This is a genomic window from Agarivorans sp. 1_MG-2023 (genome assembly GCF_030548385.1).
Lineage (GTDB): Bacteria > Pseudomonadota > Gammaproteobacteria > Enterobacterales > Celerinatantimonadaceae > Agarivorans.
On the sequence record NZ_JAUOSJ010000005.1, the window covers coordinates 140,396 to 162,541 of the forward strand.

The following is a 22,146-nucleotide window of genomic DNA, read 5'->3' on the forward strand; positions in this document are numbered from 1 at the left end:
TCATACAGGCACTAAGGATAGTCAAGTAAGTAATAGTATTGTGAATAAATCGTTAAGTAAAAAGATATCTCATGTGGTGAGCAGTTTACAGGTGGGTGGCGCAGAGCGATTTGTTATCGATTTATGTATCGAACAGCGTGAACAAGGTTTAGAGCCAGACATTATTTCTTTAGGCCATCACGATGACCCTTTGATTGCAGTGGCGGAAGGTTTAGGTATCAAAGTCACCGTAGTTAGGGGAATGAAGGGCCTTGTGCAATGGCGCTTATGGAAGGCCTACCGCAACCAGCCGATTATTCATATTCACTCTCCTGCTGTGTTAATGGTATCGCTGCCAATTTTGCCTTTGTGTCTAGAGCGCAAAATTGTGTATACCCGACATGGTGCCGCTAAGCTTTCAACTAAACGCTGGCGTAGGGTGCATCAATTTGCCCGCCGTTATATCGACAGTATTTGCTTTGTGTCTGAAGAAGGGCAGCAGATTTTTCACGATGTGAATGGTTGGGAGCATGTTGACTCTTCGGTGATTGATAACGGAATTGCAATGCCGCGAGAGCAAGACATCATTCCTCATCCACAAGATGGCCGTTTGCGCATTGGATCCGTAGGGCGAATGGTGAGTTTAAAACATCAAATTAGCCTGTTGCAGGCAGTTGCTCTATTACCTGAAGATATTCAGCAGAAGGTGGAAGTGCACTTTTTTGGCACTGGCGACCAAATGCCTAAGCTGCAAAACTTTAGTCAACAGCATTTAGCGCAGTCTACTGTGGTATTTCATGGCTTAGAAAGTGATAGAAGTAAGATCTATAACCGCTTTGAGCTACTGGCTGTTACCTCAGAAACAGAAGGCATGTCGTTAGCGATTATGGAAGCGATGGCCTACAAACGTGCAGTAGTAGCCAGTAAAGTGGGTGGCAATGGTGTACTAGTGAAAGAGCAGTTAAACGGTTGGTTATTTGATTTTGATGATAGCGATAGCTTGGCTCAAATTATTCAACAAGCCTTAGCGCATGCTGAAACCTTAATCGACTACGGTAAAGCAGGGCGAGAACGGGTGCTTGAAGAATTTTCATTACAGCGTACGCAAAACCAATATCAAAAAGTCTATCAAGACGTAGGCACTAGTATTTAGCGTTAAACGGCTCTAAGAGACGGCTTAGTAATTTTAGCTGCAGACGATTTATTGCTAAAGGTGTTTGGCAAGGGCGTGTTTAAGGCTCGTTTAATCTTTCGAAGAGACCATAAGCAAAATGCCGCGGTGGCAAAAATCGATAAGGCCACTGCGATATGTTCGACTTCACTCAGTGCAATACTGGTATTTGCAGCTTGTACTTGGCTAACAAAGGCCAAGTTTGCCGCTGCAATAAGCATCATTGATAAACGCATAATAAGCCCTAAGTTAAATGATAATTATTATCATTTAACTTAGGGTGTTCAGTAATATAAAGCAAGTCTTTTGTGTAAGGTCTGCGCTTACATATGTAGTTGTTGTACTTTAAACATTCGTTTTGCTTCCGTTATCACCAAGTCACGCAATGGGTTCTCCGAGGTATCGTTACGCCATACAAACGATAGTGCCCTTTCAATATTCAGCTCTGGCACGTTTAAGCGCACCAACTCTCCTAATTCTAGGGCTTTAATCACATCTAAATAAGGTAAGCAGCTAAGGTAGTTGTTGTTTGCCACTAGGGAGCGCAATACCGGAACGTGTTCGTATTCGCGGTGTACTTTCAAAGACTCAATGGTGCCTTGAATAGCGCTATCAAATACTCGGCGTGTGCCTGCGCCAGGTTCTCGCAATACCCAACTGGCTTGTTCTAGCTGAGAAACGCTTACCCGTTCAAGTTTGGCGTAAGGGTGGTGAGCAGCGGCCACAATCACCAAGTGGTCGTTACACCATACTTGGTGGGCGATTCTATCATCGTCACAGCGGCCTTCAATTACACCTAACTGATAGTCATAGTTTAATAAACCATTAATTACCTCAGCGGTATTTTCTACGGAGAAGCTAATTCTAAGTTGGGGGAAGTTACTATCAACTATGCTGATAAGGTCTGGAATCAAGTGCTCTGCAGCTGTTTGGCTGGCACATAACTGCAATTCACCGCTCACTAAATGTTGATCGGCAAACCCTTCTTCAATCTGCAATGCATCTAACAATAATTGTTTCGCTTTTGGTCGTAGCCATAAACCCCACTGACTAAGCACCATGCGCTTTCCGCGGCGATCGAATAAGGGTTTGCCTAATAGCTTTTCTAGCTGAGCTAAAGACATGCTTGCTGCCGACTGGGTCAGGGCTAAGTGGTCTGCGGCTGCACTTACACTCCCATGGGTGGCCACTGCTTCAAAAACGGTGAGCTGTTTTAAAGAATAACGCATTAGTCGCTCCAAAGAGAAAAATTAAGGGCTTAGTTTGTCTGCTGACCATAGTAATCATAGGCGTTATCAAAAGTATTGATAGTGGTCATAAAAATTATCCGCTTACCAGCGAAAGTTATTCTCGCTAAGGTAATAACACGTTTAGCCACTAGCGACTTTAGTTGCTTGTTATTACAGGTTTTAGTGTAAATGAATCATCTTCAAGTTGAGCGCTTACCCGCTCCTAAAATGGTCACTGGCGGTGGCGCCGCTAGCTCACCATTAGCGGCTTTAAGTCCCGACCAAATGACTCAGTATGCTGAGCAGTATGCATATAAGAAAGCCACCAATAGCAGTGCTAAAACGCTGAGCTTGGCCTTAAGTGCCGGCGTATTCATTGGCTTAGCCTTCGTATTCTATATCACGGTAACTACCGGCTCATCGGGTGTTGGCTGGGGTATTAGCCGCTTGTTAGGCGGCTTGGCGTTCAGCATGGGCTTAGTAATGTTAGTGGTATGTGGCGGAGAGTTATTTACAAGTAGTGTGCTGTCTATTATCCCACGAGCCAGTGGCAAGCTAGATACCCGCGCTATGGTGGCCAACTGGGGCAAAGTGTACCTCGGTAACTTTGTTGGCGCGCTATTGTTAGTGCTAGTGATAAACGGAGCCAAATTGTATCAGCTAGACCATGGCCAGTGGGGCTTAAACGCTTTATCTATCGCTAATCACAAGTTGGAACATGGCTTCATGCAAGCCTTATTACTAGGCATGTTGTGTAACTTGTTGGTGTGTTTAGCAGTTTGGATGACCTTTAGCGCTACTACCAGCGCAGCTAAAGCCGCATTGGTGATTCTACCTGTCGCCATGTTTGTGAGTACCGGTTTCGAGCACGTAGTGGCTAACATGTTTATGGTGCCTTTAGGTATTGCCATTAAGAGCTGGGCAGAGCCTGAATTTTGGGCGCAAATCGGTACGCAAGCTAGCGCTTATGAACACTTAAACTGGGCAACCTTTGCCTGGAAAAACTTACTGCCGGTCACTATCGGCAACATCATTGGCGGCGCAATTATTGTTGGTCTTGGTTACTGGTCGGTTTATAGCCGCAGCAACCCAAACAAACCAACACCAACTGCCGCAACATTTACTATTTTACCAAATCAAACTTCTGGTCCTGTTGGAGAACCTACTATGCAAAATCTTAAAACTATGACTGTCGCTGACATTATGTCGCCTGCCGATAATGCTCTTAGCCCTGACATGACCATTGCAAGTGCCTGCGATGCTTTATTAGCGCAAGAAGCGCCTGGTGCAGTGGTTGTAAACGAGAGTAACGAACTACAAGGTTTTATTTCTGAGTTAGAAATCTTACGCAAACTATGGCTAGAAGATTACCGCAAACCAAGCACAACAACTGTAGCAAGCATTATGCAAAAGGATATTATGACCGTGGCACCTAATCACAACTTATTGAAACTAGCTGAGTACATGAGTGTTGATGTAGCCCAAGTATACCCAGTGTCTGATTCTGGCGTTTTGTTAAGCTCTACTCACCAACCGCTTGAAGAACGCTTACGTAACAGCAGTGTTTACCGCCCTAAAGTATTCCCAGTGGTAGAAAATGGTAAGTTAGTGGGTGTGGTTACGCGTCATCAAGTGCTTAAAGCATTACGCCCAGCGCTGGGTGCTCCAGTAAAGCTAAACGCTACTGAAGAACACATTGCTGAGTCAGTAGCTTAATGTAGTTGGCGCTGCTCAATGTAGCGTAAAGCATGTTGGCTCGAAGAGGCGGTATCTGAAAAGGTAGCCGCCTTTTTTAGTACTTGCTTGGCAGCCTCTAACTGATTTAACTCAATATACAACAAACCTTGGGCCAAATAGTTTTGTGCTTGGTTGGCATCAGGGTATTGGTTAGCGTGTTGATAACTGCTGATACTCGCCGCCAATTGCCCAAGCTGGGCTTGGCTAAAAGCCAGTAGTTGGTAGTTTGTGCCAGACGCTTGCTGCTGAATAAGCTGGGTTAAACAGGGGGCGGCTAAGGAGTATTCCTTTGCTTGCAACCAAAGTGTGCACAAACGGGACTGCTGTTGAAGGGTATTTGCTAGCTGTTTTTGTTGCAGGGCAGTGTTTAACAAGCGCGCTGCTTGGTAGGGGTCGCCTTGCTGAGCGAGTAATTGAATTAACATAGTAAACTGCGAAGGCTGAGCAAACAGTCCTTTATTGTAGGCTTGCTGTAAATAGGCGAGGGCAGAATTAGCTTGCTGATTATGCAGGTACAAAGACGCTAGTTGGGTCCAGGCATCTATATTTTGTTGATCTAGCTGCAATACTTGAAGCTGGCCTTCAATGGCTTTTCGCCAGTGTTGTTGCTGGCTATGCAATGCTACGCTAAGTTCCCACCAACTTAAGAGCGGGCTTGATTGCCGTTGTAGTGCTTGCTCAATACTGTGGCTTGCTGCTGGCCAAAGGCTTAAATTAGCTTGGGCGCTTGCCAGCCAATAGTACGACTCTGCCGTAACATCGCTAGCGGCTTGTTGGCTTTGCCAAGAGCTTATTGAATCAATGGCCTTTGCCCATTGCTGTAGCTGTAATTGCAGTTGCGCAATGCTGTACAAGCCCTGTTGTTGCTGAGGTTCTGGCAGTTGCTTGAGTTGATAGGATTCAAGTAAATAGTTAAGCGAGGCCGAATATTGCTGTTGCTCTATGGCTGCTTGCGCTTGGTATTGCAAAGAAACCGCCAAGGCATACTGGCGTTGCTGTTGCTGGTATTGCTGACTAAGTTGCTGCAGGTGAGATGTTGCTTGTGGTAACTCTCCCTGTTGGATTAAAGTTTGCCCTGCTTTAAGCTGCCTTGCCTCACTTTCACTTAAACCTTGGGCTGCAAGGTTAAATGCTATCAATAAAGCTAATAGTGCCCATAAGGTATTAATCATTGCTTAAGCTTAAACTCGATTACTTGCCGACTAACAAAGCCTGGGTTATTGCTTTGTGCTCTCACTGGAAAGCGCCACTGGGCAATGGTGCGTATTGCCGCCTGTTCAAAAAAGCCTTGAGGCTCTGCATGAATCACTTTAATGCTGTTAGCGACAACGTTGCCGTGGCGATTAACGGTGAATTCTAGCTCAACCTCTCCTTCTATCCCGCGCCGTTGAGCCGACATTGGATATTCAGGTCGATGTCGATAACTGGCTTGAATAGACAGATTTAGCTGAGGATCTTGGCCTAAACCAGCGGAACTAACGCTAGTTCGGCTGCTAGAGGTATCAGTAATTATTTGCGGTAAGCTTAAACTGAGTGGAGTTAGCGACGGCTGTAAAAGCTTAGATATTGAAGGTGTTGAGCTTGTATCAATAATATTGTTATCGCTTTGGCTTGCTCCAGCTTGAAGCGGGGTTTGCAAGTCTTGGGGCGCTAATAAAGGCGGTGGTTCTGGCAATAAACGCTGTCTATGTTGTGGTTCGCTAGTCTGTCGCAGGCTAAACAGTTGTAAATTACTAATATTGGGGGCTGAGGGAGGAGTGGCTTGGTTAAACCCTGATACTTCAGCCAACAGAATAAACAAGCTAGCAGCTAATACAGTGCCAGTAGGAAGCGCGAGCAGAATTCGCCACATTAAGGCTGGCTCGCTTGAGCGGCTAGGCTATAAGGCACTTTAGCTAAGCGGAGTTGATCGAGAACGGCCACCAACTGGCCAGTACTTGACTGCTGATCGGCTTGAACCAACACCGCTAGTTGTGGTTGTTGTTGCTTAAGTTGTATTAGCTTGGCTTTAATTAAGCGTACATCGCTAGCTTGACCGTTTAACAGCACACTGCCATCGGCGGCAAGGCTAAGTAGAACCGCGTTATTACTCGTTTGTTCGGCACTTTGTGCCACCGGTGTTGTTACGTCAATACTGCTGGGGCTAACAAAGCTGCTGGTAACAATAAAGAAAATCAGCATGATAAAAACGATATCTAACATCGGCGTTAAATTTATCTCCGCCTCTTCTTCTGGGCGATTAAGCAAGTCACGTCGCTTCATATTAGCGGTTTCCTTTCGCTAAATGCTGCGGACGCTGTTGCAGAAAAAGTTTGCTGCGGCTACTCCAACGTTTCAAATAAGTAAAATTGATAACAGCAATTAAGGCAATGCTCATCCCTGCCATCGTAGGCAGTGTTGCTCGAGCAATGCCTGCCGACATTAACTTAGGATCACTGCTGCCGGCTAAAGCCATGGTATCAAACACGTGAATCATCCCGGTTACGGTGCCCAGTAAACCAATCAGTGGACATAGGCCAACTAAGCTTTTAATTAAGCTAAGGTGTTGGTTTAACTTCAATTCCATATCGCAACGTAGGCTTAGCCAGTAGGCTGCTTGGAGATGTTTAGCTGACTGCTGTTGCGTAAGCCGACGCTGGTAGTTAATCAATAACTGGGGATAGGAAACAAAACGAAACCAATAGCGCTCTAGTAGTAAGCTGCTTAACAAAGCGGTAATCACCAGCAGCAGCACTAATACCCAGCCACCTGAATACAGTAGTTGGCCCAAAGTGAGCCAAGCCTGCTGCCAGCTTTGGCTTAGGGCATTCACGCTTTGGCCTCTGGTTTACTGGCGGATTGGTATTGTTGGTCGGCCAGCATTGCTAAGCTTTTTTGTTGCAGCAGTTGCAGTAAAACTCTACTGCGAGAGCTCATTAAGCTTGAGCAAAATAGCAGTGGTATTGCAGCGACCAAGCCAAGTACAGTGGTAACTAAGGCTTGAGAAATGCCCGAAGCCAGCAATTTAGGGTCGCCATTGCCAAATAAGCTGATGCTTTGAAAAGTCGCTATCATACCGATAACTGTGCCAAGCAACCCTAGCAGAGGCGCAATACCAGCAAACAACTTCACTAAGCTTTGGCCGCGCTCCAACTGGGGGAGTTCATTCAAAATAGCTTCATCAACCCGCAGTTCTAGCTCTTCTAGTGATTGATGAGCATGTTGAGCTGATAACAATACTCTCCCCAATGGATTGGAGTCAGACGGTGTTGAAGCTTTAAGTTGCTGGCGCACGGCGCGCTCAATGTGCAGCAAACGAGCGATGCGATATAAGGCCACCACTAAACCAAGCACTGCCACAAAGATGATAACAATAGCGACAGCCCCACCTTGCTGAACACGTTGTTTCAGCGAGGGCTCAAGATCAAGTAGGCTTAAAAGCTGGCCGCGAGAAGGGTCTATGAGTAAACGAGTTTGTTGGCCCTTAAAAAAAGCCTCTGCAGCACTGGTTTCACTAGGTTGAGTGGCATATAGCTGGAGTAGTTGGTTAGCCGCTAACCATTCTACATACTCGCCTTGTTCGCTAATAATATTGAAGCTACCTATTCGCATTAACGGCAAGGTTTGGCGGTCACCTTGCTTATCTATTACTTTCGCATCAAAAAAACTGATAGTTGAAGATTGCTGTAAATTATTGAGTAAAGCGGCGGCTAAGTCTTGAATGTTAGTGGCGCTAGGCAGAGCTGCTTGTTCGGCAAAGGCTAATTGAAGTACTGATTCTGGGTACTGAGCGCTGAGAATAGAGCTAGCAATGGTTTGCTGGCTTTCTTGTGCTTTCAGTTTTACTACCTCTAGCACTTGCCCTAACTGCCCACTGCGCTGTTGTAGTTGCTGGTATTGCTTAGTTAGCGCTTGTTCGTTGTCGCTAAACTGTTGCTTGAGTTCTTGTTGCTGATTTTGCGCATGAGTCAGAGCTTGTTGTTGCTGCTTCAAAGCATCTTGCTGCAGTTGCAGTGCATCAATAAAGCCTTGCTCGCGCTGCTGATTGCTTAGCTGTGTTTGCTCAATTGTGTTTAATTCACTTGCCCAGCTCTGGCTGCTGACAAGGCAAGCGCAAAGGCTAAAACACAAATACTTAAGGATTTGCATTGGTCGCTCCTTGCTCAAGCTGATTTAACGGCAAGCTCAATAAGCGCGGGGCTTGCTGTTGCCAAGCGATGGCCAAGGCGTCACCCAATGCTAAATTGTCGGCTTGGTTAAGGGCTTGCCATTGTTTCTGCTTAGGGTCCCAAAGTGCTGAGGTGTGGCCGTTCAAAGTTTGGTAATACCAAGCGGTGCGGCCTAAGCGAAAGTAATTAACCTGTTGTTCGGCTAAAGGCCCTTGGTAAGCGGCAATGCTTTCACCGTATTCCATTTCAATTTGATAGGCTTCGAGCACTTGGCGATACTTCTCTGCCAAACTGACATCGGCGCGATCTAACAGTAATTCGAGGCGGGCAATGCTTTGCAGGCGTTGCTGTTGTAAAAAAGGTAAGTCTTGAGTAATGAAAAGCTTAAGTTCTTGCAACATGGAGTGAACCAGCGGCAGCGCTTGTTGCTCGGTATCATCTAACGAGGCTATATCTTGCTGTAGCTGGCTGAGCTCTTGCTGCTGTTGTGCCACCATGGCACCAAGATGTTGATTGTATTGCTCCACTAAGGCGAGTTGCTGCTTAACCCCGCGGGTTTGTTGGCTGGCTTGTTGGCGCTTAGCATCGAGATCATCAATACGCTGCTGAGATTGCTGGTTAAGCGCTTGACGTTGAAGTTGTTGTTCGATGCTTTGATTGGCATTGGTGCTAAGGCTGATTAGCGCCAATATTGTCAAAAGTAAGTAACGCCGCATTATGTAGAAGCTTCCTGATGCTGATGAAACACTAAGCTAAGCGGCATACTTATTATATTAAGAGTAGCCGTTTATCACTGGGTGGTGCTGCCTAGCTTATTTTAACTAAGGCTTATTATAAGGCAAAAGCAAAATAGCAAAGTGAATTCGTTGCATGATTAAGTACTTAAGTTTTAAGTGTGTTTAAGCGCTTAAAGATTGTTAGGTGATTTATTACTGTTTTTACAAAATTAAGCTCATAAGCCAGTGAATATGATGTAAAATCGCCGCTTGTTTTTTTAAGTTCTGGCTCAAGGATGAATAGGCGGATCTCTTTACGTTACATATTGTTTGTTATTTGCATGTCTGCTGCACTGCTGCCTGCTCTAATGGTTAGCTCGTGGCTGAAGCATCAAGTGCAACAAAACGAAACCGCCTTGGTGCAAGATAAACATCTTTTGATTGCCCGAAACTTAAGCACCGCGTTATCGCGTTATGCGGCTGATACCTCGGCCATTTTTAACAGCGTAAACCAACAAATTTCGCATCACGGCTTTCACTCGGAACTTAGACCTTTATTAAAAAGCATCAATATTTATGCCCTATTTGAATGGCAAGTAGGCCGTGGTCAGCGGTTTTACTTTTCTGAGCAAGATATCACGCCGTTTGAAACTATTCCTGCGCAAATCCAAGTGGCCATGGAGTTGGCTAGAGTATACAAAGACCAAGCTTTTTACAGCGGTGTTGTTATAGAAGGGGTAACCAAGCCCACTCTATTTTTAACTACCTATCAGGGCCAAGACCGCTATTTATTGGCGGCACTAACAACCGATTACTTGCTAGAAAGCCAGTCTGAAGTGCGCTTTGGCGACCAAGGACATGTTGCGTTGTTTGATCAGTTTGGTCGAGTGCTGGCGCATCCTAATCAACAATGGGCAACCCGGGCAAAAGATTTATCTGGGCTGGACCCAATTGTGCAAATGCGTGACCAGCCTTTTGGGGTCAGTCAGTTTTATTCACCGGCTTTGCAGGCCGATATGATCGCCGGTTACTCAAGAGTAGAGGGACCTGGTTGGGGCGTAATTGTTCCGCAGCCCATTGCTGAGTTGCAATCTCAATCAATGCGCTTACAAGAGTACGCCTTTTTGGTGAGCATATTGTGTGTGATGGTAGTTGGGGTTATTACTTGGTATCTGTCTTGCGTTATCGTGCGACCAATCAGCCAAGTAGTAGAGGCCACTCAAGGGATCTCTCATGGTGAAATGGGCAAGTTTGTAACACCAAAACGACGCTTTATTTCCATCGAAATGGACAGTTTGGTTGGGCAGTTCAATGCCATGGCTGGCGAGGTTTATACCAGTAGAACCTTACTCGAACAGCGCGTTAAGCAGCGCACCGCTGCGCTAAGCAAAGAAGTGGCTGTGCGTAAAAAAGCGGAAGAACAAGTATGGCAACAAGCCAACTTTGACCCACTTACCGGTTTACCTAATCGGAGAATGTTAAACCGCTTGCTTAGTGACGCCTTGGCGACTCGCCTTGCTGAAGAGCGCGTGTGTTTAATGTTATTGGATTTAGACCAATTTAAAGGCATTAATGACACGCTTGGCCATGATATGGGCGATATGTTGTTGCAAATTGCCGCCCAGCGTATTCAGCATTGTATTTTGCAAGGTGAACATGTTGCCCGTTTGGGAGGGGATGAGTTTATTATCTTGCTGAGTGAAAACGAAGAAGGCTCGCGGGTCGCCGAGTTAGGCGACGCAGTGCTTAAAACCTTAAGTACACCGTTTCAACTGGGCATAGAGCGGGTTTACATTTCTACTAGTATTGGAGTGGCGTTTGCCCCGCAAGACGGCGATAAAATAGATGATCTACTAAAACATGCAGACCAAGCTATGTATGTTGCCAAGCAGCAGGGGCGAAATCGACTTAGTTACTTTACTGCGTCCTTGCAAGAACAAGCTCAGGTGCGCCGTTTGTTGGCGAACGATTTACGCCAAGCCGTCGCCAAAAAACAGCTGTGTGTGCATTACCAACCGATTGTGGATTTAGCCTCTGGCGAAATGATTAAAGCAGAAGTGCTGGTGCGTTGGAATCACCCTACTCAAGGCTGGATTAGCCCGCATGACTTTATTCATGTTGCCGAAGAAACAGGTGTGATTGTAGAAATTGGTAACTGGGTATTCAGCAGCGCTGTGGCGCAACTTAAACACTGGAAAGAACAAGGCCTACGACCTATTCAGCTCAGTATTAATACTTCTCCAAAACAATATTACGAAGCCGAGTGTGATGTAAATCATTGGTTGACCCAGTTGGCTGAGGCGGGCTTATCAAGCGCAGATGTGGTGATGGAGATCACCGAAGGACTGCTGATGGAAAACAGCCCTGTGGTAAACGCAAAACTTTTAGCGTTTAGTGAAGCCGGGGTAGAAGTGGCGCTTGATGATTTTGGTACTGGCTATTCATCGCTAGCTTATTTGCAGAAATTTGATATTGAATACCTAAAAATTGACCGTATGTTTATTCACAATCTGGCTGAAGATGGTGATGATTTGATTGTGTGTAAAGCGATTATTGTGATGGCTCATAAGTTGGGTATTCAGGTAATTGCTGAAGGCATTGAGTCTGAACATCAAGCCCGTTTGCTGCGCGAAGCAGGTTGTGATTTTGCTCAGGGCTATTGGTTTGCCAAGCCATTAGCTAAAGATGACTTTGAAGCATTGCTAAACGGCGAGGCAATGTTGTTACCGCATAATGCTTGAGCCAGTTAATAAGCTGGCTTGAGTTTGTTACACTAAATCTTCATTCATTTTGGTAATCTGCAGTTATGCTCGAAATCTCTAATAGTGTTAGCCTTGCCGACTGGGAAATCGAACTCACTGCCATTCGTGCTCAGGGCGCGGGCGGCCAAAATGTTAATAAAGTGTCCAGTGCGGTGCACTTACGCTTTGATATTAAGCGTTCTAGCCTTCCTGCCTTTTATAAAGAACGCTTACTTAAACTCAACGACCAACGCATTAGTAAAGATGGCGTTTTAGTGCTTAAGGCGCAAAGCCACCGTACTCAAGAACGTAATAAAGAAGACGCATTGCAGCGGCTAAAAGAGCTAATTGTTAGTGCTGCGGTGGTACAAAAAAGCCGCCGAGCGACTAAAGCTACGTATGGCTCTCAGCGTAGACGTATGGATAAGAAAACCCAACGCGGCCAAACCAAACAATTACGCAACAAAATTAGCTATTAGTGACCTTGCTCGGAAAACACTAGGAAACACATTATCTAAGGCTATTTAGGGCTGACTAAGCGGTTTCTTATGTGTAACGTTGAAGGCACTTATTAGCCGAAAACTAAGGAAGTAGTTATGTCGCGACTGTTGGCCTTTGGTGAAGTATTGGTAGATTGGATCCCTTTGGAATTTCAGCGCCAAGGCAAAATCGACATTCCTATCTATGGGCAATACCCTGGTGGAGCTCCCGCTAATGTAGCGGTGGCTGTGGCAGGGCTTGGGCAACCTGCATACATGTTAGGCCAACTAGGCGAAGATGCTGCTGGTGTTTACCTTCGAGATTGTTTGCAACAACAACAGGTAAACTGTGACTATTTACTCCATTCATCTGAACACCCTACGCCAATGGCCTTTGTTAGTTTAGATGTCAGTGGCGAGCGCAGCTTTAGTTTTCATCGTAACAATTCAGCCGATCTAAAACTGTCGTTTAATGATTTTCCTCAGCAACTGTTTTCTGGGGCAGGGCTGTTTCATATTTGCTCTAATACCCTCACCGAAGCGGCGATTGCCGACACCACTTTACAGGCTATTACTGCGGCCAAACAAGGTGGCATGTTAATCAGTTTTGACGTGAACTTACGTTTAGCGTTGTGGCCAAGCACAGAGCAGCTTATCCCTCGGGTTATGCAGGCGGCGGCTCTATCTGACATGCTTAAGTTGAGCTTGGAAGAATGGGATTATTTAGCTAAAGGTGTGCAAGTTGACGATCTGGCTAGTCATATGTTTGCACTTGGCGTAAAACTCATTTTACTTACTGATGGGGCAGAGCCCGTGCAACTGTTTAGCGCAAAAGAAACCCTACAGTTGGCTACACCTAAGGTGGATGTGGTGGATACTACTGGCGCCGGTGACGCCTTTACCGGCGCATGGCTAGCGTCACTTATTGAGCAGGGCATTACCGATTCTGCCGCCCTGGAACACGCCATTTCTTTAGTTTCACCCTTAGCGGATGCGCTTAACCATGCGGTGGTTGCTGGCGCGTTAGCGGTAACTAAACGTGGCGCTTGGAGCGCTTTGCCTTCACATCACGATATCCAACAGTTTATTCAACACAAGGAGTGACTATGCTTCCCGTTTTTCGTAGTTCGCAGTTTTTGCAGCAGCATGTTTTAGCGCTTAGCGAATTTTACCAAGAGCATGCTTTAGACCCGAGTGGTGGCTATTTTCAAGCCTTATTGCCTAGCGGCGAAGCCCAGCATGACAGCGTAAAGCAATTAGTCAGCTCGACTCGCTTAGCTTACATTTTTGCTCATGTGGGTTTACGTGAGCAAAATAAGGCGTTTTTAGACTTAGCTGAACATGGTTTTAGCTATGTAGAAAATCACCATTTTGACTCTCAACGGCAAGCGTATAACTGGTTGATTGATGGCGATTGCCCGATAGAACAAACTAACTATTGTTATGGCTTAGCGTTTGTCATGCTGATGTATTCTGCAGCAGTAAAAGTGGGACGAGCAGGTGCTAAGCAACAGCTAGCGGCTACTTTTGAACTAATGGAACAGCGTTTCTGGCAACAGGAGTGGGGATTGTATGCCGACGAAGCCAGTGCCGATTGGCAAACGATAAGTGATTATCGCGGTCAAAATGCCAACATGCATGCATGCGAAGCAATGATTGCTGCGTATGAGGCTACCCAAGAATCTCGTTATTTACACCGTGCGATTACCATTGCTCAAAATATTTGTTTACGCCAATGCTATTCCACAGATGGCTTAGTTTGGGAGCATTACAACCCGCAATGGCAAGTGGATTGGGAGTTCAACCGTAACGATCCTAAAAACCTGTATCGGCCATGGGGTTTTCAACCCGGTCACCAAACTGAGTGGACTAAATTGCTGGTGATGTTATCACGTCACCATAGTGCCGATTGGTTATTGCCGTGTGCCGAAAAGCTGTTCACATATGCCATGGAAAAAGCCTGGGATCATCAATATGGCGGTTTATATTACGGCTTAGCACCCGATGGTTCGGTATGTGATGACGAAAAATACTTTTGGGTACAGGCGGAGTCTTTTGCTGCTGCAGCATTACTGGCCACTGCTACTGGTAAGCAGGCGTATTGGACAGCGTACGACAGTTTGTGGAAGTACAGCTGGCAACAGTTTTGCGAGGCTAAACATCAGCCTTGGTGGCGTGTATTAAGCCGAGAGGGTGAAGTGATGGATCCTTTGATTGCCAGCCCCGGCGCGAAGATTGACTATCATACTATTGGCGCCTGCTTAGAAGTTCTAAGGGCCATGCAAGCGTAATGTAAGTTAATAAGGCCTAGTATTGAGAGGTTAAGAGAAACGCTTAAATCAAACGGGTTTAAACAGGCTATTTTGTTAGCTTGTTTAAGCCACTGTCTATACTTGAGTTTACAGCTAATAACTAAGCAATGATTTGCTTGAATACTGGACTCATCTTTGGATACTTATTACAGCCTCTGTTACCTTGCCGCCTTAGCCATGTTAATTGCCTATGTGAATAGTCGCATAGGCTCAGTTCAATCCACCATTACAATTACCGCCGCGTCTATAGTGTTGTCTCTGTTACTTATATTATTGGGCGAAACCAAGTTGTTTCAGGCCTTCCCCCGGTTGATTGAATCAATAAGTGCGATCAATTTTCAAAATTTACTGTTACACGGCATGCTCGGTTTTCTATTGTTTGCTGGTGGTCTTGGCATCAACTTAAAACACTTGGCTGCCCAGCGCACAGAAATTGCGGTACTAGCGCTTTTTTCTACTTTGATCTCCAGTTTTTTGGTTGCCAGTTTACTGTGGTGGATTTTGCCTTGGGTAGGCTTACCGCTAGACTTTATTTATTGCCTGTTGTTTGGTGCTTTAATTTCTCCTACCGATCCCATCGCTGTTTTGGCTATTGTGAAAAAAATGCAGGCTCCGCAGCAAATCTCTATTCAAGTTGAAGGAGAGTCATTGTTTAACGACGGTTTTGGATTGGTGATGTTTGTTTCGGTTTTTGGTATTGCATTTACTCACCAAGAGCTCAGTGGCCCAGCCATAGCGTGGCTGTTTTTACATGAGGCTGGTGGTGGCATCGTATATGGGCTGTTGCTTGGCTTAGCAGCCAACTACTTAATTAAGCATACCGATGATGACTCATTAGAGCTGCTCGTGAGCTTGTCTATTCCCACTGCAGGTTTTGTATTTGCCGAACACCTTGGTGTGTCTGGCGCTTTAGCCATGGTGGTGGCGGGTATCTATATTGGCAACATTACGCGAGAAAAGTACTTCACTCAGGCGAGCAAACAAAGCTTTGATCATCTGTGGCATGTACTAGAGGAGTTTCTCAATAATTTGCTGTTTTTACTGATTGGTTTAGTGCTGGTCGGCTTTGTTTTTCATATCGAAGATGTGTGGTTAATGTTGCTAGCCATTCCTTTGGTATTGTTGAGTCGTTTGATAAGCGTAGGGCTTCCTTTTTTGGGTTTTAGTCTGGTTAAGTCTTATAACCCTATGTCGGTCGCTATTCTAACCTGGGGTGGTTTACGTGGCGGCTTGGCTTTGGCGATGGCGATGTCGGTACCGGCGGGTGTGATGATTTTGCCAGAGAAGAATATTGATGTGCGGGAGATTATTTTAGTGATGACTTATGCGGTGGTTGTGTTCTCGATTTTAGTGCAGGGATCCAGCATAGTGCCATTGATCAACCGGGCTAAAAATCTAGAGTTATCGAGAGCGCAAAGTAACAAAGAAAACTAATGTTAAGGTTTCGCGTGTGCTCCTAAATAGTGCTGCTCAGTGCGTTTAACAAATCCTTCGTCGTGCAGTTGCTGAATAGTGAGTGCTAGTTGTTGAACCAGTATTGGATCAACATTCTTAGAAGCGGCTAAAAATAGTTGATTAGATTCAACCGGGTCTCCTACTATCAAAGGCTGTTTTGGGTATTGTTGATTCCAATACCAAACCGATTCCGGTGTTCCATTAAACCACGCATCTATTCGGCCGCGTTGTAGCATTTCAGCGGCGGCTCTGCCGATTTTAATTTCAACAACTTGGTCTTTTTTATAGTTCTTACTTTGCAAGATAGTTGCTTGCGCAGAGCCTTGGCCAACCCCTATTTTGTGTACTTGTTCTCTGGCTTGTTGATAGCTATTTATGGGTTTATTGGTACTCACAAAACTACGCTCTAAAGTCATAATATAGGCTACCCAAGTAAATTGTTGCTCACGGCTAGGTAACAAGGCTAAAGGCATGATGAACTGGTTATTTCCCTGGCTGGCTAAGCGTTGAGCGCGCTTCCAAGGAAGGGTTTCAACCTTTACCCTATGCCCTAAGCGGCGAAATGCTTCTAGCACTACATCTCCCACTATCCCGGCTTGCTGGCTATTAAGCATGGTTAGTGGTGGCGCCTCTATACTGTAAATGGTGTAGCTCTCGCTATAAGCTTTAGCGTTGAGCATTAGACATAATGCAATGCAAAAGGCCCATCTATTAAACATGTAATGAAACCTCCTATAGAGTGATCTATTACTTGTTTAAAAGTAGACTATGCTAGTAAAAACAGCGAGTTAATAAGCAGGTATAAAGAGGTAACAGTACCTTTATCTGTGCGCTCACATAGAGAACCTTGATGGCTTAACATCTCTGTTTATCTGTGGGAGTGGCTATCTTTGATGCTTGCTACTCGGTAAAGTAGGTGGTTATTTTTTGCCAATCTTAGTCATAAAACAGGATGTTATTGATGATCAAATATGGACGTATGATACTGCTGCTGGCCTTGCTGCAAGCTTGTTCAGCGCAGAGAGTGGTTCCCGACAATGCCATTGATGACTCATGGACCACAAAGCAGTTAGAAGATCGACGCTGGCGAACAGCCGATGAACAGGATCAAGATTACTTAAAACTAGCATCAGAATCTAAACTGCCTCATCAACTGGCGTCGGTAAAAGTTGTTGGCTCAAGCACTGATGAAGCTATTCAAAGTTTGGCTGTAAAAATCCACTTAATTGAACAGGCAGAGCACAGCCTAGATTTAGCCTATTACATCTATACTCCCGACCTATCTGGTGATGCGATACTTGGTGCACTTTGTGAAGCGGTTAAGCGTGGCGTAGATGTACGTATTATGGTTGATAGTTTAGGCTCGCTAAGTATGGAGCACGGTGACCTCAAAGGTTTGATTGAATGTGCTAAAACGGCAGGTTTTGTTAAAGCGCGAAATGGCGAAGCTACCAAAAACAGAGCACGAGTGCAGGCGGTAGTGTTTAACGCGCTTACGCAGTCTGGTTCAAATGCTAATCGCCGTTCACACGATAAGCTGCTGGTGGTCGACGGCGCTTATCCAGAAAAAGCGTGGATAATGACGGGAGGCCGCAATATCTCTTTGCATTACTACGGATTGGATCACCACGGTGAGCCAGACCCTAACGCATTTAAGGATCTAGAGGTGTTAATAAGGCCAGAACCTGATGCAGATAGAAAAAGCTCACCTGCCCAGCTGACTGAATACTACTATTCGGTATTGTTCTCAAAACCCGGTAATAAAAAGCTATCCATTGTTTTCCCCTATACCGAACGCATGCAAATATCTTTAGACAGCCTGGCAGAGTTAAAGGCTTCTGCTGCGTTTGCCAATGCGTACCAATCAGTAGCGTCTTATTTGCAACAAGGTTTCTCGCCTTCAACGACCCGTTTTGCTCATGAATTGGATAATCTTAATGCTACTGATTTAGTGAAGCACTACAGCACCAACAAAAAAGCCAACGCTAACTCTATTAGTGGCATTTTGGCGCGAGTCGCTTATGGCGACAATGATTTAAAATCCATCCGCGTTGTATCGCCGTATTTGTTTTTGCAATCAGACTTGTTCAAAGACGAAGGAGTATTGGAGAAAGACCTCAACACCACGCTGGCGTGGTTAGAAAAAGATCCGGAAAGAAAGATTGAGATTATTACCAACTCTGTATTGACCAGCGATAACTTCTTCACCCAAGCGGTGATAGATATGCATACTGTTCCGTCGATGTTAATGAGTAAGGAAATGGTAGAGCTGTGGCTGGAGTCAGATGTAGCAAAGCATGAACAAAACCCTGACTTTATCGCTTCTAAAGAGTGGCTGGCATTGGTTAATCATCCTCGTATTTTCTTCTATCAGCTAGGCAGGGCCGATGCCGCCGCGCTAGGAGGGGAAACTTACTACGGTAAACTTCATGCAAAATTTATTGTGGTCGATAATTTTGCTTTTGTAGGCACCACCAACTTAGACTTTCGCTCATTGCTTTATAACAACGAAGTGGGCTTTTTCTTCGAAGGTTCTGGTATCGTAAACAGACTTAATCAAGAGTTTGATTTACTTAAATCACAATCGTCTCGTTGGGGCAGTGACGAGTGGTTAGAGATGCGCAATAAGGTAAGAGAGCAGGGCGGAATGAAGGGGTTTACTTCAGACAGCCAACGAGGAATATACAAAACCTTGGATAAAACCGGTTTGAAATACCAGTTTTAACACCCGCTTTAATCAATCAAAAAACGGCTCTAGGGCCGTTTTTTAATTATGTAATATGAGGTTGTTAAGGCTGCTTGGTAAGAATAAAGCCACCATCGCTGCTTACAACAAAACCATGGCGTAAAAAGTTCTTGCCTAAAATCATGCTGTAACTGAAGTTCTCGCGGTTTTGTAAATTAACGCGAACGGTTTCAATCACTTCACCCAATTGCACATTCATTAAGACTACTGGACGAGAGTTAGCTTGCTCGCCTACGCGCGCCTTAATCACCATTTTGTCTACTACTTCGCGGGTGAACTCTTGACGTAATCCATCGGCATTTTTATAGGTAAAGGTGACCATGGCTTTGCCGTCTTGTTCAAAGCGCTTGATGTTTTCTGCGTGCATAGAGCTTACATCGGCACCGGTATCTAGTTTTACCGGAATGCTTAAACCTTCTACTGTTGCTTGCTCTACATATCCCGCACGAATGGCGTTACGCTTATCCAAAATATTCGTGGTGCGGGTATTTACTAATAATGGCCCTTCGACAAACTTCTCACCAATGGATAGCATTTCTGGGTCGTCTGCAGATGCAAGCTCTAGCGCTATGTCTGTCTGGCGGCGAGAATTGGAAAAACTTAAGGTAGGTTTAATAACCGGGCGCGTTACTTCTCCCACGCTTATGTTACGGTCAATGGCTTGCTCAAATACGTATACTTTGCCTTGAACATCGGTAGCCGAAAATGCCGCGATGGGACGTTTCTGGTCACTTCGCTCCAAGGTTTTTAAGCTTTTCACACGCAGTAGCGAAGTGCTTACCGCAAAAGAAGGTTCAGCCGCTAGCCACACGCCATCTATGTTTATTTGCTCTTCGGGAGTAATCATAAGTGGGGCTTGCTTTGCCTGCTCTATGGCAGACTTCAACGGTTTATCTGCTAAATGTTCGGCACTTAAGTCGATAAGAAAATACTGATTGAGCGCTTCTTTGCCCAAGCGCAGCTGGGTGCTTCGCATAGAGCGGTCGCGCAACACTAACTCAATGTGTTTAGCTTCTTCGCCAAAACTTATCGGCATATTGACCATGGGGTGATACTTATCACCAATTTTTAGTATTTTTAACAAGGGGAGGGTGTAAACCTTGGTTTTTTTATTGCTCGCAACCACCTCAAAACTTACTTGTTTTTTCTTCGCGTCTATCTCGATATTTGTGGCATTTAAGCTGCTGCGACGATTATTTAAAGACATACTGACTGCAAGTGGTAGCGTATCTAAATAGGCGGTTTCTTTAGTGCCGAGTATTTTAGCTAGCGGTTCTTGTTGTAAGTAATCGTAACTTGAATCTACCCAGGCTTGCTCCCGCAAGAAGGTTTTGCCAATTAAAATGGAGTAAGAAAACGCACTGCGGTCAGTTAGGTTTACCGCGGTGTTTACCGTGATATCGCCAGAAGATAGCGCGAGTTCTACCACTGGGCGGTAAAGAATACCGTGGTCTCCACGCCCCTGTATGCCGCTTAGGCGAGCCAATGGCCGTTCTAAACTCAATAGTTCGCCAGTTTGCGGATGAACTAAATCAAATTTTACAGTGGCGTTTATGTTGCGCTCTGGTGTGTCAAAGCTCTCCAGCCACCATTCTGTATCGGGGTCGCCAAAACGCTCGGCAATCGCTTTTAAGAGCACTTCACCTTCTAGTTTAGCTAGTGCTGGGTGCTGGCTATGAATACTGATGTTAATAGCATGAATAGAAGTGGTATCTGCTCCCGTATCTATTTTTGCGGGAACACCAATGCCCTTGAGTTGTTCTACGTCTGAATAATAGATATTTTCGATACGGCCCATCACCAGTTTGCCATCTAAATGGTAATAAGCGCCGTTAGGGTAGAAGGGGCTTTGCTCTAGGGGAGTAGCATAAGCGGGCGCTTGCGTAAGCGCGACTGACAGTAGCGTTACTATTGCGCGAAAAATAAAATTCATCATTAACCTTTAATTCAATCAAGCTACCCTTTGTTATAGCACTAAATGGCTAAGCGCATCGAGCCAACTTGTTAATAAATTTAACTTATTTTGGAGTTCGGCTATATAGAGTGGCTTAAACAGATTAAGTTCAAGGGGCTTTATCAACGTGCCATGTCTTTTTCCTAGTTATCTAGGTCAATGTACATATCATCATGCTGCTTGGACTGAGGAGCTTGTGTTTCGCTGGCTTTCTTGGGTGAGCCTTGTTGTTTGGCTTTTTCTAAGCGAGTGTCGAAAAAGCGAGACTCAGTCGCTAATTCACTAGCCTCGCAAAATGGGCTGTTAGCCATTGCATGTTTAGCGTGGTTTATTAACTGCTCGCTATTGCTAGCATCAACACCCAATACCGAGACACCCATTTGGCTTTGAATGGACTCCGCTGGCGAACTTGGCTTTAAAAGCTGGCTTACTGCTGAACTTAAACGATGTTGGATATGGGCCAGTTTTTTAGGCGTTGCTAAAAAGCCAGATAAAGTATGAGCATTAATAAAGCCAACACTTATCTTTTGGTTTAAGCGTCTTAAGTTATCCAGAATCATTCGTTTCATTTTTTCAGAAGAGTTATCACCTTCTGCTCTTAATTTTAAGGCAAACACAACGAGGGTTTCTTGCTTCTCTAAAAACTGTTGGGCTTCCGCTAATTGCTGAGCAAATTTTTGTTCGTTATCCCAGCGCAGGTTAGCGGTGTGTTGAGTGGCGCTATCGTGTTCTACTTCGAGTTGGTACAAAAAGAAACGCTGTTTAGGCGCATTGGTATGGATGTCTTTAGCTTGAGCGTCAAAATTAATAGACAGGCCATTTAAGCTTTTGCATTGCAGGCTGTTTGTTGCTGAGTCTTGTTCTGGCGGTGTTCCATTCTGATTGTTTAGCTTGCAGGCGAGTAACTGGTAGTTAGGCTGACCTAACTCTTCGCAAGCGGATTGATTAAGCCAAATAATTTGATGATGGTTGTTGCATATTAATGCTGGGGAGTAGGGGTTGGTAAGGTGCTCGCCTATTAATTCCGTTTCAGAGTGTTTGTTTAATAGCGGTAAAAGAAATTCTAAGGAACCATTCACTTGGTTGATGCGCTCTTTCCAGAGTAATACCTGGCCAGCATAACGGGCTTGGTCGATGTTAAAAACTAGATTTAACTCTAGGGTATGTTCACTTTCTGGATCTTGTTGTTTCTGAGAATCGAGAATCGCTTTTTGAAGATACTGCACTTGGCCTGAATCTAAGCGTGCAGCAAACTGCTTAAGGCTGATCAGTTTTTGCCCAGAAAAGCCTAGCGCATCAATTAAAGCTTGGTCACAGCTGAAGACATTGTTTTTACGTTGCCACTGCCACGCCAAGGGAAAGCCCTGTAATTGTTTAATAAAGTCTTCTGAACCCATAAAACACCTCTAATAACTAAAAAATCTACGCTACTGCTTGTTTTATCTTTAGTTAATTAACTCATTATGAATTATTGCTTAA

The 22,146-nt window shown here is 45.0% G+C and carries 19 protein-coding genes; 8 read left to right on the top strand and 11 right to left on the bottom strand.

The features are described from left to right. Positions 1-40 precede the first annotated feature (40 nt). Positions 41-1,132, top strand: a complete 1,092-nt coding sequence (locus Q4592_RS08945; RefSeq protein ID WP_303512056.1) for a glycosyltransferase family 4 protein — start codon at positions 41-43, stop codon at positions 1,130-1,132. A 2-nt stretch (positions 1,133-1,134) separates the two neighbouring features. Here Q4592_RS08945 and Q4592_RS08950 read toward each other — a convergent pair whose 3' ends face one another. Both Q4592_RS08950 and Q4592_RS08955 read right to left on the bottom strand, forming a co-directional pair. After that, on the bottom strand, positions 1,135-1,386 hold the full coding sequence (locus tag Q4592_RS08950; protein WP_303512058.1) for a hypothetical protein: 252 nt from the start codon (positions 1,384-1,386) through the stop codon (positions 1,135-1,137). Positions 1,387-1,473: 87 nt separating this feature from the next. Beyond that, positions 1,474-2,379, bottom strand: coding sequence for a LysR substrate-binding domain-containing protein (locus tag Q4592_RS08955; RefSeq protein WP_303512061.1), 906 nt, complete (start codon positions 2,377-2,379; stop codon positions 1,474-1,476). Positions 2,380-2,568: 189 nt separating this feature from the next. Between Q4592_RS08955 and focA the strand changes: the two genes are divergently transcribed. Then, positions 2,569-4,095 carry a formate transporter FocA gene (gene focA, locus Q4592_RS08960; protein ID WP_303512063.1) on the top strand — a complete coding sequence of 509 codons (1,527 nt, stop codon included), beginning with the start codon at positions 2,569-2,571 and terminating at the stop codon, positions 4,093-4,095. Here focA and Q4592_RS08965 read toward each other — a convergent pair. The 6 genes from Q4592_RS08965 to Q4592_RS08990 are packed head-to-tail and all read right to left on the bottom strand — an operon-like array spanning position 4,092 to position 8,980. Then, positions 4,092-5,288, bottom strand: a complete 1,197-nt coding sequence (locus Q4592_RS08965) for a hypothetical protein (protein WP_303512065.1) — start codon at positions 5,286-5,288, stop codon at positions 4,092-4,094. The genes focA and Q4592_RS08965 overlap by 4 nt on opposite strands. Continuing rightward, positions 5,285-5,968 (bottom strand): energy transducer TonB, encoded by a 684-nt coding sequence (locus Q4592_RS08970; protein WP_303512067.1) that lies wholly within the window; start codon positions 5,966-5,968, stop codon positions 5,285-5,287. The genes Q4592_RS08965 and Q4592_RS08970 overlap by 4 nt, the downstream gene beginning before the upstream one ends. Then, positions 5,968-6,378, bottom strand: a complete 411-nt coding sequence (locus Q4592_RS08975) for a biopolymer transporter ExbD (protein ID WP_303512068.1) — start codon at positions 6,376-6,378, stop codon at positions 5,968-5,970. The genes Q4592_RS08970 and Q4592_RS08975 overlap by 1 nt, the downstream gene beginning before the upstream one ends. 1 nt (position 6,379) lies before the next feature. Further along, the gene (locus Q4592_RS08980; protein ID WP_303512070.1) at positions 6,380-6,928 is read right to left on the bottom strand and encodes a MotA/TolQ/ExbB proton channel family protein; all 549 of its coding nucleotides are present in this window, start codon (positions 6,926-6,928) and stop codon (positions 6,380-6,382) included. Next, positions 6,925-8,244, bottom strand: coding sequence for a MotA/TolQ/ExbB proton channel family protein (locus Q4592_RS08985; RefSeq protein ID WP_303512072.1), 1,320 nt, complete (start codon positions 8,242-8,244; stop codon positions 6,925-6,927). Before Q4592_RS08985 ends, Q4592_RS08980 begins: the two co-directional genes overlap by 4 nt. Next, positions 8,231-8,980: a DUF3450 domain-containing protein gene (locus Q4592_RS08990; protein WP_303512074.1), complete on the bottom strand. Its 750-nt coding sequence runs from the start codon at positions 8,978-8,980 to the stop codon at positions 8,231-8,233. Before Q4592_RS08990 ends, Q4592_RS08985 begins: the two co-directional genes overlap by 14 nt. Positions 8,981-9,276: 296 nt before the next feature. Between Q4592_RS08990 and Q4592_RS08995 the strand changes: the two genes are divergently transcribed. The 5 genes from Q4592_RS08995 to Q4592_RS09015 all read left to right on the top strand — a co-directional run bounded on the left by Q4592_RS08995 (position 9,277) and on the right by Q4592_RS09015 (position 15,946). Next, complete coding sequence (locus tag Q4592_RS08995; RefSeq protein WP_303512076.1) at positions 9,277-11,721, top strand: EAL domain-containing protein; 2,445 nt, start codon at positions 9,277-9,279, stop codon at positions 11,719-11,721. A 65-nt stretch (positions 11,722-11,786) separates the two neighbouring features. Next, a complete protein-coding gene (arfB, locus tag Q4592_RS09000; RefSeq protein ID WP_137674035.1) occupies positions 11,787-12,200 on the top strand; it encodes an alternative ribosome rescue aminoacyl-tRNA hydrolase ArfB in 414 nt (137 codons plus the stop codon). A 117-nt stretch (positions 12,201-12,317) separates the two neighbouring features. Continuing rightward, a complete protein-coding gene (locus tag Q4592_RS09005) occupies positions 12,318-13,304 on the top strand; it encodes a carbohydrate kinase (protein ID WP_303512079.1) in 987 nt (328 codons plus the stop codon). A 2-nt stretch (positions 13,305-13,306) separates the two neighbouring features. Further along, positions 13,307-14,491 (top strand): AGE family epimerase/isomerase, encoded by a 1,185-nt coding sequence (locus Q4592_RS09010; RefSeq protein WP_303512080.1) that lies wholly within the window; start codon positions 13,307-13,309, stop codon positions 14,489-14,491. Positions 14,492-14,647: 156 nt separating this feature from the next. Further along, complete coding sequence (locus tag Q4592_RS09015; RefSeq protein ID WP_303512082.1) at positions 14,648-15,946, top strand: sodium:proton antiporter; 1,299 nt, start codon at positions 14,648-14,650, stop codon at positions 15,944-15,946. Between the two features lie 2 nt (positions 15,947-15,948). On the opposite strand, the gene Q4592_RS09020 is transcribed toward Q4592_RS09015, so the two are convergent. Further along, positions 15,949-16,686, bottom strand: coding sequence for an ABC transporter substrate-binding protein (locus Q4592_RS09020; RefSeq protein WP_303512084.1), 738 nt, complete (start codon positions 16,684-16,686; stop codon positions 15,949-15,951). A 242-nt stretch (positions 16,687-16,928) separates the two neighbouring features. Here Q4592_RS09020 and Q4592_RS09025 point away from each other — a divergent pair, with 242 nt between their 5' ends. After that, positions 16,929-18,692: a phosphatidylserine/phosphatidylglycerophosphate/cardiolipin synthase family protein gene (locus tag Q4592_RS09025; RefSeq protein ID WP_303512086.1), complete on the top strand. Its 1,764-nt coding sequence runs from the start codon at positions 16,929-16,931 to the stop codon at positions 18,690-18,692. A gap of 64 nt (positions 18,693-18,756) precedes the next feature. On the opposite strand, the gene Q4592_RS09030 is transcribed toward Q4592_RS09025, so the two are convergent. Beyond that, positions 18,757-20,649: a RimK/LysX family protein gene (locus tag Q4592_RS09030; protein ID WP_303512087.1), complete on the bottom strand. Its 1,893-nt coding sequence runs from the start codon at positions 20,647-20,649 to the stop codon at positions 18,757-18,759. A 161-nt stretch (positions 20,650-20,810) separates the two neighbouring features. Beyond that, positions 20,811-22,064 (bottom strand): hypothetical protein, encoded by a 1,254-nt coding sequence (locus tag Q4592_RS09035; protein ID WP_303512088.1) that lies wholly within the window; start codon positions 22,062-22,064, stop codon positions 20,811-20,813. Between the last annotated feature and the right edge of the window lie 82 nt (positions 22,065-22,146).

Excerpts from the sequence above, each read along its gene's own strand:
- Q4592_RS08995 (WP_303512076.1), top strand. The coding sequence starts at position 9,277 with ATGAATAGGCGGATCTCTTTACGTTACATATTGTTTGTTATTTGCATG.
- Q4592_RS09030 (WP_303512087.1), bottom strand. The coding sequence starts at position 20,649 with ATGATGAATTTTATTTTTCGCGCAATAGTAACGCTACTGTCAGTCGCG.
- Q4592_RS09005 (WP_303512079.1), top strand. The coding sequence starts at position 12,318 with ATGTCGCGACTGTTGGCCTTTGGTGAAGTATTGGTAGATTGGATCCCT.
- Q4592_RS08970 (WP_303512067.1), bottom strand. The coding sequence starts at position 5,968 with ATGTGGCGAATTCTGCTCGCGCTTCCTACTGGCACTGTATTAGCTGCT.
- Q4592_RS08990 (WP_303512074.1), bottom strand. The coding sequence starts at position 8,980 with ATGCGGCGTTACTTACTTTTGACAATATTGGCGCTAATCAGCCTTAGC.
- Q4592_RS08965 (WP_303512065.1), bottom strand. The coding sequence starts at position 5,288 with ATGATTAATACCTTATGGGCACTATTAGCTTTATTGATAGCATTTAAC.
- Q4592_RS08975 (WP_303512068.1), bottom strand. The coding sequence starts at position 6,378 with ATGAAGCGACGTGACTTGCTTAATCGCCCAGAAGAAGAGGCGGAGATA.
- Q4592_RS09010 (WP_303512080.1), top strand. The coding sequence starts at position 13,307 with ATGCTTCCCGTTTTTCGTAGTTCGCAGTTTTTGCAGCAGCATGTTTTA.
- Q4592_RS09035 (WP_303512088.1), bottom strand. The coding sequence starts at position 22,064 with ATGGGTTCAGAAGACTTTATTAAACAATTACAGGGCTTTCCCTTGGCG.
- Q4592_RS09020 (WP_303512084.1), bottom strand. The coding sequence starts at position 16,686 with ATGTTTAATAGATGGGCCTTTTGCATTGCATTATGTCTAATGCTCAAC.
- arfB (WP_137674035.1), top strand. The coding sequence starts at position 11,787 with ATGCTCGAAATCTCTAATAGTGTTAGCCTTGCCGACTGGGAAATCGAA.
- Q4592_RS08985 (WP_303512072.1), bottom strand. The coding sequence starts at position 8,244 with ATGCAAATCCTTAAGTATTTGTGTTTTAGCCTTTGCGCTTGCCTTGTC.
- Q4592_RS09025 (WP_303512086.1), top strand. The coding sequence starts at position 16,929 with ATGATCAAATATGGACGTATGATACTGCTGCTGGCCTTGCTGCAAGCT.
- Q4592_RS08955 (WP_303512061.1), bottom strand. The coding sequence starts at position 2,379 with ATGCGTTATTCTTTAAAACAGCTCACCGTTTTTGAAGCAGTGGCCACC.
- Q4592_RS08950 (WP_303512058.1), bottom strand. The coding sequence starts at position 1,386 with ATGCGTTTATCAATGATGCTTATTGCAGCGGCAAACTTGGCCTTTGTT.
- focA (WP_303512063.1), top strand. The coding sequence starts at position 2,569 with ATGAATCATCTTCAAGTTGAGCGCTTACCCGCTCCTAAAATGGTCACT.